Consider the following 6,808-nt stretch of genomic DNA (forward strand, 5'->3'; position numbering starts at 1 on the left):
GTTGCTCGCGTCCACTGTGTTAGTTCTGAGACAACGAACCGTTGTCGGCTTCAGAGCAGAACCACACCATAATTAAAGAGTGTGCTTGTTCGCTCGAAACCATTAGGGTTTCGGTGGTTATAGCGTGAGGGAAACGCCCGGTTACATTCCGAACCCGGAAGCTAAGCCTTACAGCGCCGATGGTACTGCAGGGGGGACCCTGTGGGAGAGTAGGACGCCGCCGAACAATCTTTGGAGGACCCCTGGTCCCAGCGTTCAGCTGGGACCAGGGGTCCTTTTGTTTTTACAATGCTTGAGGTACCGAAGACAGGAGTCACCCATGTCCACCAACTCTCCCGACGACCGACCGGAGCGCGACCAGCGGCGACGGGACAGTGGGGACCGCAACGACCGTGGTGAGCGCGGCGATCGAGGCGGTTTCCGCCGCGACGACCGACGTGACAGCGGGCGGGGCGACCGGGGTGACCGGGGCGGGTTCCGCCGTGACAACGACCGTCGCGACGACCGTCGTGACAATGATCGTCCGCCCTTCCGCCGCGACGATCGCCGTGACGACCGGCCTCAGGGTGACCGTGGTGGTTATGGCCGCCGCGACAACGACAGGCGTGACGACCGTGGCGGCTTCCGTCGCGATGACCGTCCCCAGGGTCAGGGTGACCGTGGTGGCTACGGCGGCCCCCGTCGTGACGACCGTGGTGGCCGTCCCGCGTTCCAGCGCGACGACCGCGACCGTGGCGGCTACCGTCCGCAGGGCGGCGGCGACCGCCGTGACGACCGAGGTGGTTTCCGACGGGACGACCGCCGCGACGACCGTCCCTCGTTCCGCCGCGACAATGACCGTCCGCCCTTCCGGCGCGACGACGACCGCGGTGGCTACCGCCGCGACGACCGGCGTGACAACGACCGCCGTGACGATCGTGGCGGCTTCCGTGGCCGCGACGACCGCCGTGACGACCGTCCCCAGGGCGACCGCGGCGGCTACGGCCGGCGCGATGACCGTCCCTCGTTCCGGCGCGACGACGACCGTCCGTCCTTCCGCCGTGACAACGACCGGCGCGATGACCGGCGTGACGACCGCAGGGACGACCGTGGCGGATTCCGCCGTGACGACCGTCCGCAGGGCGACCGCCGTGACAACGACCGTCCCCCCTTCCGGCGTGACGACCGCCCCCAGGGTGACCGTGGCGGCTACGGCGGCCCGCGTCGTGACGACCGTGGTGGCCGTCCCGCGTTCCAGCGCGACGACCGCGACCGTGGCGGTTTCCGCAGGGACGACCGGCGCGATGACCGTCCGCAGGGCGACCGGCGCGACAACGACCGTCCGCCCTTCCGTCGCGACGACGACCGCGGTGGCTTCCGTGGGCGTGACGACCGCCGCGACAGCGGCCGTGGCAGCTACGGCGGCCCGCGTCGCGACGACCGCGGTGGACGGCCCGGCGGCGGCTTCCGTGGCCGCGACGATCGGCGTGACGACCGGCGTGACGACCGCCGTGGCGGTGGCCGTTTCCGGGACGACCGGGACCGGGACCACCGCGACCGCGACCGCGAGCCGATCAAGCGCCTGCCGATCCCGGACGACGTCACGGGCGACGAGATCGACAAGGACGTACGGCAGGAGCTGCTGAGCCTGCCGAAGGGGCTCGCGGAGGACGTCGCCAGGAACCTGGTGATGGTGGCGCGGCTGATCGACGAGGAGCCGGAGAAGGCGTACGGCTACTCGAAGGTCGCCCTGCGGCTGGCGTCGAGGGTCGCCGCCGTGCGCGAGGCGGCCGGGTTCGCGGCGTACGCGAACCAGAAGTACAGCGAGGCGCTCGCCGAGTTCCGGGCGGCCCGGCGGATGACCGGGAACACGGAGCTGTGGCCGATGATGGCCGACTGCGAGCGTGGGCTCGGGCGGCCGGAGAAGGCGCTGGACATGGCCGGTGCCCCGGAGGTCAACAAGCTGGACAAGGCCGGCCAGGTCGAGATGCGGCTCGTCGCGGCGGGCGCCCGGCGTGACATGGGCCAGCTGGACGCGGCCATCGTGACGTTGCAGAGCCCCGAGCTGGCGTCCAACTCGATCCAGCCGTGGACCGCGCGCCTGCGCTACGCGTACGCGGACGCCCTCCTTGAGGCCGAGCGTGTGGACGAGGCGCGCGAGTGGTTCGCCAAGGCCGTCGAGGCGGACCGCGACGGCAGCACCGACGCGTCCGACCGCCTGGCCGAGCTGGACGGCGTGGAGTTCGTGGACGCCATGACGGACGACGACGCCGAGACTCCCGAGACCCCCGAGGCGACCGAGACCCCGTCGTCCCAGGAAGCCGAAGAGGCCGACGAGGCCGACGAGGTCGACGAGGCCGAAGAAGCCGACGAGGCCGAAGAAGACGAAGGGGACGACGAGGCCGTAGCAGCCGAGCCGACCCTTGAGAAGGATGTCGAGAAGGACGTCAAGAAGGACTCCGACGACAACGCCTGACGCCGACAGCGTCTGACGATCGAAATGGGCCTCCTCTTTAAAAGAGGAGGCCCATTTCGTCTGTCGAGGCCCTCACACATCCACCGCGCGCAACACCAGCCCCGTGGCCGGCTTAGGGCCGAACGACGTCGACTTCCTCGGCATCGTCACCCCCTGCCGGGCCAGTTCCCGCACGACCTCCTCCCGCACGGGATGCATCAGGACCGCCGTCCCTCCGTCCCGCTCGGCCTTCAGCACGGTCGCCTCCGTGTCGTGGATGTACGCCACGCGCGCGGGATCGTCCTCGGGGATGTCCCAGACGGCGGCGAGAAGCGTGGCGTGCAGGACGGTCGCGTCGAGTGTGCGCCAGGCGGTCGGATGCTCGGCGGGGACAGTGCGCGCCAGCAGCTCTGGATCAGGCCGGTCGACCAGCCACAGCGCGCCGTCCCCCGCGAGGAGGTACGCGTTCCCCGCGCACGCGGCGTCCGCCAGGGCGGCCAGCGCCTCGGGAAGCGCGCCCTCCAGCCGCTGGACCCGGAAGCGTCCGTCCAGGGCTGCCAGCGCCTCGCTGACGGGCAGGTCCGGGAGGTAACGGTGGATCGCGCGCACGCGCAGGGGATAGCGGGCCGTGTCGACGAGGAGGACCAGCCCGTGGTCCCAGGGGCCGGGGGAGGGGTGCTCCGCGCGGAGCATGCGGTACGTCGCCCAGCGGTGGTGGCCGTCGGCGATCAGCGCCTGGTGGCGGGCCAGGTCGGCCTGGACGCCGGCGACCTCGGCGGGGTCGGTGATCTGCCACAGGCGGTGGTGGTAGCCGTCGTCCGTGGTGGTCGCCAGCAGGGGCGCGCGGGCCGCCGTGCGCTCGACGAGGTCCGCCGTCGGGCCGCCGTCGCCCCGGTAGGTGAGCAGGAGCGGTTCCAGGTTGGCCTGGGTCGCGCGCATGAGGGCCGCGCGGTCGGCGACGACGTGCGGCATGACGTCCTCGTGGGGCAGGACGACGCCTTCGGAGGGCTCCGAGACGCGCAGGGTGCCGATCAGGCCGCGCTGGAGCATGCCGTCCGCGTGGCGCTGCTCGTAGACGTACAGGGCCGGGGCGGGGTCCGGGGTGAGGATGCCCTCGGTGAGCCACGCGCGCAGGGTCGCGGCGGCCTGTTCGCCCCGCGCGCGGGGGGTGGTGGCCTGCGGGAGGATCAGGCGGACGATGTTGTGCGGGTCGGCGTCGTGCAGTTCGTGCAGACCGTCCGGGCGGACGACGACGTCGTACGGCGGTGAGGTGACCGCGGCGAGCCCGCCGACCCGGTCGGGGTCGTAGCGAAGTCCTCGGAACGGGGTGAGTTCCAGACCTCGGGGCGCCGTTGCCTGCGAGTGACCTGCTGTGTTCATCAGGGCATCGTACGGCTGTCAGTGGCATGGGGGATGATCGGAGGAAAGGCGAGCGAACGAGGAGCGTGGGGTATGGGGCAGGGCGTGCGGAGGGTTCCGGACGGCAGTGAGCAGGCCCTGAGCGAGGCGTACGACACCGCGCTGCTGGATCTCGACGGGGTGGTGTACGCGGGCGGGAACGCCATCGAGTACGCCGTGGAGTCGCTGCACAGCGCCCGCGCGGGGGGCATGCGCCTGGCGTACGTGACGAACAACGCGCTGCGGACGCCGGACACGGTCGCGGACCACCTGACGGAGCTGGGGATCGACACGGCCGCGGAGGACGTCATCACGTCCGCGCAGGCCGTCGCCCGGCTGATCAGCGAGCAGGTTCCCGCGAGCGCGCGCGTGCTGGTCATCGGCGGCGAGGGGCTGCGGGTCGCGCTGCGTGAGCGCGGGCTCGTGCCGGTCGAGTCGGCGGACGACGATCCCGTGGCCGTCGTCCAGGGGTACGGCGGCCCGGAGCTGCCGTGGGGGCGGTTCGCGGAGGCGTCGTACGCGATCGCGCGCGGGGTGCCGTGGTTCGCGTCCAACACGGACCTGACGATCCCCAGCGGGCGCGGGATCGCGCCGGGCAACGGCGCGGCCGTCCAGGTCGTGCGGATCGCGACCGGCGCGGAGCCGCAGGTGGCGGGCAAGCCGCTGCCCCCGATGCACCGGGAGACGATCCTGCGTACGGGCGCGCGGCGGCCGTTGGTCGTCGGGGACCGTCTCGACACGGACATCGAGGGCGCGTTCAACGGCGAGGTCGACTCCCTCCTCGTCCTGACCGGCGTGACGGACGGCGCCCAGCTCCTCGCCGCCCCGCCGCACCACCGCCCGACGTACGTGGACCGCGACCTGCGCGGCCTCCTCACGGGCCAGCCGGAGGTCGTCCCGGACGGCCCGGGCTTCCGCTGCGGAGGCTGGACGGCGACAGCGGCGGAGCACCTCGAACTCACCGGCGAGGGCGACGCGTTGGACGGCCTGCGCGCGCTGTGCGCGGCGGCGTGGACCGCGGCGGGCGAGGGCTCCTGCGAGCTGGACGGCGGGAAGGCGCTGGCGCGGCTGGGCGTCTGAGCTGCTGTCACCGGGCGGACGGGCGAGGCAGCCGCCGGAGCCGCCCTCGGTCAGCACCCGGCAGAGCGCATAGCAGGGTAGGCTAACCTAACCTCCGTGTTGGTCGACAGTGTTCCGGAACAGGCGGTCTCCCCACCCCGAAGCAGGCGTGGGGCGCGCTCCCTAGGGCTTGTGCTCTCGGCGTCGCTTCTCGTGGCGGTCGCCGTCGCGAGCATCGCCATCGGTGCGAAGGAGCTGTCCCTCGGGCAGGTCTGGCACGGCCTGTTCCAGGACTCCGGGAACTACGCGGACGTCGTCGTCGGCGACCGCCTCTCGCGGACGCTCCTCGGCCTCCTGGCCGGCGCCGCGCTGGGGCTCGCCGGAGCCGTGCTCCAGGCGCTGACCCGCAACCCGCTCGCCGACCCCGGCCTGCTCGGCATCAACGCGGGCGCCTCGGCCGCCGTGGTCACCGCGATCACCTTCCTCGGCGTCACGAGCCTGAGCGGCTACGTGTGGTTCGCGTTCCTCGGCGCGGCGGCGGTCGGCGCGCTCGTCTGGTTCCTGGGCGGCAGCCGGGGGGCCACCCCGGTGCGGCTCGCGCTCGCCGGGACGGCGATCACGGCGGCGCTGTACGGCTACCTCCAGGCCGTCATGATCATGGACGAGGCGGCGCTCGCGCGGATGCGGTTCTGGACCGTCGGCTCGCTCTCCAGCGCCTCGGACGAAACGATCCGCCAGGTGCTGCCCTTCCTCGCCGTCGGCACCCTCCTCGCCTTCGCGCTCGCCCGCCCCCTCAACGCGGTGGCGATGGGCGACGACACCGCGAAGGCGCTCGGCGCGAACCTGGGCCGTACGCGCGCGCTGTCGATGCTCGCGGCGACCGTGCTGTGCGGGGCGGCCACCGCGGCGTGCGGTCCGATCGCGTTCGTCGGCCTGATGGTCCCGCACGCCGTGCGCTCGTTCACCGGCCCCGACCTGCGCTGGATCATGCCGTACGCGGCGATCCTGTCGCCCGTCCTGCTGCTGGGCTCCGACGTGCTCGGACGGGTCGTCGCGCGGCCCTCCGAGGTGCAGGTCGGGATCATCACGGCGATCGTCGGCGGGCCGGTGTTCGTCTTTCTCGTACGGCGGCGGAGGACGGCCCAGCTGTGAAGACGACGACACTCAAGAGCCCCACGCCCCGCGCACCCCGTGCCCTGCGTGCCGGTCGCCTCTCCGTCCGCCTCGACCCCCGTGCCCTGACCGTCACCCTCCTCCTGCTGCTGGCCGCGCTCACCGCGAGCGTCGTCCTCATCGGCACCGGCGACTTCCCNNAGTTCATCGTCCACGACCTGCGGCTGCCGCGTGTCCTGGTCGGCCTGCTCGTCGGGGCGTCGCTCGGGCTCGGCGGGGCGCTGTTCCAGGCCGTGTCGCGCAACCCGCTGGGCAGTCCCGACGTCCTCGGGCTGAGCCAGGGGGCGACCGCCGGGGCGCTGGTCGTGATCGTGCTGTTCTCCGGGTCGACCACGCAGGTCACGCTGGGGGCACTGGCCGGCGGGCTCGTCACCGGGGCGCTGATCTATCTGCTCGCGTGGAAGCAGGGCGTGCACGGGTACCGGCTCGTCCTCGTCGGGATCGGCGTCTCCGCCGTGGCGACCGCCGTCAACGGCTACCTCATCACCAAGGCCGACATCGTGGACGCCGCGCGGGCCGTCGTCTGGATGACCGGGACCCTCGACGGGCGGGACTGGAAGCAGGTCTGGCCGCTGCTCGCGCTGGTCTGCGTCCTGGTGCCGCTCGTGCTGGCCAACGCGCGCGGGCTGCGCATGATGGAGATGGGCGACGACGTCTCGAACGCGCTCGGGGTACGGGTGGAACGCGTACGGATGCTGCTGATGGTCTCCGCCGTCCTGCTCACCGCCGCCGCGACCGCCGCCG

4 protein-coding genes, 1 rRNA gene and 2 pseudogenes are annotated in these 6,808 nt (G+C 72.5%); 6 read left to right on the top strand and 1 reads right to left on the bottom strand.

Going from position 1 to position 6,808, the window contains the following annotated elements; genetic code table 11:
* The first annotated feature begins 109 nt into the window (after positions 1-109).
* The 3 genes and pseudogenes from rrf to AOK24_RS41275 all read left to right on the top strand — a co-directional run bounded on the left by rrf (position 110) and on the right by AOK24_RS41275 (position 2,455).
* Positions 110-226: ribosomal RNA gene (gene rrf / locus AOK24_RS41270) — 5S ribosomal RNA — on the top strand.
* 132 nt (positions 227-358) lie between these two features.
* Positions 359-1,018 (top strand): annotated as a pseudogene (locus tag AOK24_RS52925) (DEAD/DEAH box helicase); the annotation flags it as partial.
* 543 nt (positions 1,019-1,561) lie between these two features.
* Positions 1,562-2,455, top strand: a complete 894-nt coding sequence (locus AOK24_RS41275; protein ID WP_206191356.1) for a tetratricopeptide repeat protein — start codon at positions 1,562-1,564, stop codon at positions 2,453-2,455.
* 72 nt (positions 2,456-2,527) lie between these two features.
* On the opposite strand, the gene AOK24_RS41280 is transcribed toward AOK24_RS41275, so the two are convergent.
* Positions 2,528-3,814: a DUF1015 family protein gene (locus AOK24_RS41280; protein WP_055725029.1), complete on the bottom strand. Its 1,287-nt coding sequence runs from the start codon at positions 3,812-3,814 to the stop codon at positions 2,528-2,530.
* Positions 3,815-3,886: 72 nt separating this feature from the next.
* On the opposite strand from AOK24_RS41280, the gene AOK24_RS41285 reads away from it, so the two are divergent.
* From AOK24_RS41285 to AOK24_RS41295, 3 genes and pseudogenes are all read left to right on the top strand, one after another.
* Complete coding sequence (locus tag AOK24_RS41285; RefSeq protein WP_055725030.1) at positions 3,887-4,912, top strand: HAD hydrolase-like protein; 1,026 nt, start codon at positions 3,887-3,889, stop codon at positions 4,910-4,912.
* A 96-nt stretch (positions 4,913-5,008) separates the two neighbouring features.
* Positions 5,009-6,043, top strand: coding sequence for a FecCD family ABC transporter permease (locus AOK24_RS41290; protein WP_055725031.1), 1,035 nt, complete (start codon positions 5,009-5,011; stop codon positions 6,041-6,043).
* A gap of 162 nt (positions 6,044-6,205) precedes the next feature.
* Positions 6,206-6,808 (top strand): annotated as a pseudogene (locus tag AOK24_RS41295) (FecCD family ABC transporter permease); the annotation flags it as partial.

Origin of the sequence: Streptomyces niveiscabiei (assembly GCF_001419795.1) — a bacterium.
Lineage (GTDB): Bacteria > Actinomycetota > Actinomycetes > Streptomycetales > Streptomycetaceae > Streptomyces > Streptomyces niveiscabiei.

Excerpts from the sequence above, each read along its gene's own strand:
- AOK24_RS41280 (WP_055725029.1), bottom strand. The coding sequence starts at position 3,814 with ATGAACACAGCAGGTCACTCGCAGGCAACGGCGCCCCGAGGTCTGGAA.
- AOK24_RS41285 (WP_055725030.1), top strand. The coding sequence starts at position 3,887 with ATGGGGCAGGGCGTGCGGAGGGTTCCGGACGGCAGTGAGCAGGCCCTG.